Annotated in this window: 1 protein-coding gene and 1 pseudogene; one reads left to right on the top strand and one right to left on the bottom strand. The window is 70.5% G+C overall.

What is annotated here, in order from left to right; all coding sequences use genetic code 11:
- Positions 1-27: 27 nt before the first annotated feature.
- Positions 28-1,786, top strand: a pseudogene (locus AC2W7C_RS16625) (ABC transporter transmembrane domain-containing protein); the annotation flags it as partial.
- Positions 1,787-2,234: 448 nt separating this feature from the next.
- On the opposite strand, the gene AC2W7C_RS16620 reads toward AC2W7C_RS16625, so the two are convergent.
- On the bottom strand, positions 2,235-2,539 hold a 305-nt coding region (locus tag AC2W7C_RS16620; RefSeq protein WP_486002375.1), incomplete at its 5' end, for a superoxide dismutase family protein.

The following is a 2,539-nucleotide window of genomic DNA, read 5'->3' as shown; positions in this document are numbered from 1 at the left end:
CGGCGCGGGCGCAGCTGAGCGAGCAGGCTGGGGCGGAGGCGGGGGGAGCGACGCAAGCGCAGCCGCGACGTGCGCCCGCTGGGCCGGATCTGGCCCTACGCCTGGCGCCACAAGGGCCACGCGATCATGGCGGGCTTCTGGCTGGTGATGTCCACGACCGCGTCGCTGAGCCTGACGGCGGCGGCCCGCGGCGCGATCGACCACGGCTTCGAGGACGGCGGCGCGCGACTGAATCTGTGGTTCCTGCTGCTGGGCGCGGTGGCTCTGTTCCTGGGCGCGGCGACGGCCATCCGGTACTATTTCGTCACCAAGACCGGCGAGCGGGTCATCGCCGACCTGCGCAAGGGGCTGTTCGAGCGCATCCTGACGCTGGACCCGGCCTTCTACGCGAAGATGCGCACCGGCGAGGTGCTGTCGCGGCTGACGACCGACATCGCCCTGGTGGAGACCCTGCTGACCACCTCGGTCAGCTATGCGCTGCGCAACCTGCTGACCCTGATCGGCGGAACGGCGATGCTGTTCTTCGTGTCGCCCAAGCTGACCGGCCTGGTCATGCTGGTGGTGCCGCTGCTGCTGGGGCCGCTGTTCCTGTTCGGGCGGCGGGTGCGCAAGCTGACGGTGGCCTCGCAGGACCGGTTCGCCGGGGCGGTGGGCTTCGCCGGAGAGAGCGTGGACGCCATCGAGACGGTCCAGGCCTTCGGGCGCGAGAAGAGCGCCATCGCGCGGTTCGGCGCGGCGGTGGAGGACGCCTTCGGCGTCTCGCTGACCCGGATGCGCGCCCGCGCCCTGATGACGGCCATGATCATCGTGGTGATGTTCGGCGGCGTGACCCTGGTGCTGTGGCTGGGCGCGCAGGACGTGATCGCCGGGCGGATGAGTCCGGGGGCGCTGATCCAGTTCGTGCTGCTGTCGGTGTTCTGCGCCGGCGCGGTGGGGGCGCTGGGCGAAAGCTGGGGCGATGTGCAGAAGGCCGCCGGGGCCATGGAGCGGATCGACGAACTGATGCGCAGCCACCCCGCGACGCCGCGCCCCGGCGCCCAGGGCCCTGCCGGACCCCGCCGTGGGCGAGGTGTCGATGTCGGGCGTGGCCTTCAGCTATCCCGGGCGGCCGGACCTGCCCGCGCTGAAGGGCTTCTCGCTGACCGTGCGTCCTGGCGAGACGGTGGCCCTGGTAGGGCCGTCGGGCGCGGGCAAGTCGACCGTCTTCCGCCTGCTGCTGCGCTTCTACGACCCCCAGTCCGGCGTGGTCGCCGTGGACGGGGTGGACGTGCGCGAGGCCGATCCGGTCGCGGTGCGGAACCGGTTCGCGTGGGTCTCGCAAGAAGCGCCGCTGTTCTCGGGTTCGGCCAGCGAAAACATTCGCTTCGGTCGGGAAAATGCGACCGAAGACGAGGTGCGGACCGCCGCCGAGGAGGCCCAGGCCCTGGGCTTCATCGAGGCCCTGCCCGAGCGGTTCGGCACGCCTTTGGGCGAGCGGGGCAAGAGCCTGTCCGGCGGTCAACGTCAAAGGTTGGCCATCGCCCGGGCCCTGGTGCGGGACGCCCCGATCCTGCTGCTGGACGAGGCGACCTCGGCGCTGGACGCCGAGAACGAACGCCTGGTGCAGGTCGCCCTGGACCAGGCGATGGAGACCCGGACCACCCTGGTCATCGCCCACCGCCTGGCGACGGTGCTGCGCGCCGACCGGATCGTGGTGATGGACGACGGCCGGGTGGTCGAGGAGGGGACCCATCAGGCCCTGATGGCCCGTGGCGGCCTGTACGCCCGGCTGGCGGAGCTGCAGTTCCGGGCGGATTGGAGGGCGAGAAAGTGCACTCGAAAAAAAGCGAGTGCACATCGTGCACATTTCCACCCCTTGCGTCATTCCGGGGCGCTCGAAGAGCGAACCCGGGGTTTCCGCTACGCGGAGCCCCGGAATGACGGAGAAGGGGAAATGCGCACTCGAGAAAAGCGAGCGCACATCGTGACATTTTCCGGCTGTCGATTGTCAAAGACCCAGGTGAGACAGCCTAGCGGCTCGGTGCGTCAGAATCGGTCGTACCCAACCGCCGTCATTCCGCGGCGCTCGAAGAGCGAGCCCGGAACCCAGGAGATCACGTTCGCCGCCTGACGCGCCGTCGATCCCGCGCGGCGCTCCTGGGTTCCGGGTTCTTCGCTGCGCGAAGCCCCGGAATGCTGGGTTCCGGGTTCTTCGCTGTGCGAAGCCCCGGAATGACGGAGAGAAGCGGGGTCGTTCAGCCGACCGGTTCGAAGACCCCGCAGGCGATGCGGGGGCCGGCGCCCCCGATGGGCTGGCTGAAGTGATCGTCGGGATTGGCGTGGACCAGGAAGGACAGGCCGTCGCCGTCCAGCAGGTCCATGCCGCGCATGTCCAGCCCCGAGCCGGCCAGGTAGACCTCGGCGTGGGCCGAGCCGTCGGCGGCGGCGTAGATGTTCTGCAGGTCGCCCAGGTCGGGGCCGCCGCTGGCGTTCAGCAGCCCGTGCGGCCGGGCGTGCTCGGCGTGGTTCACATGGGCGCCGCCGAGGTGAAGCCCGGCCC

It is taken from the genome of Brevundimonas sp. CURTG3B2_SDJG, assembly GCF_057364705.1.
Note: the sequence above shows the minus strand (reverse complement) of the source record. Positions and strands in the feature narration are given on the sequence as shown.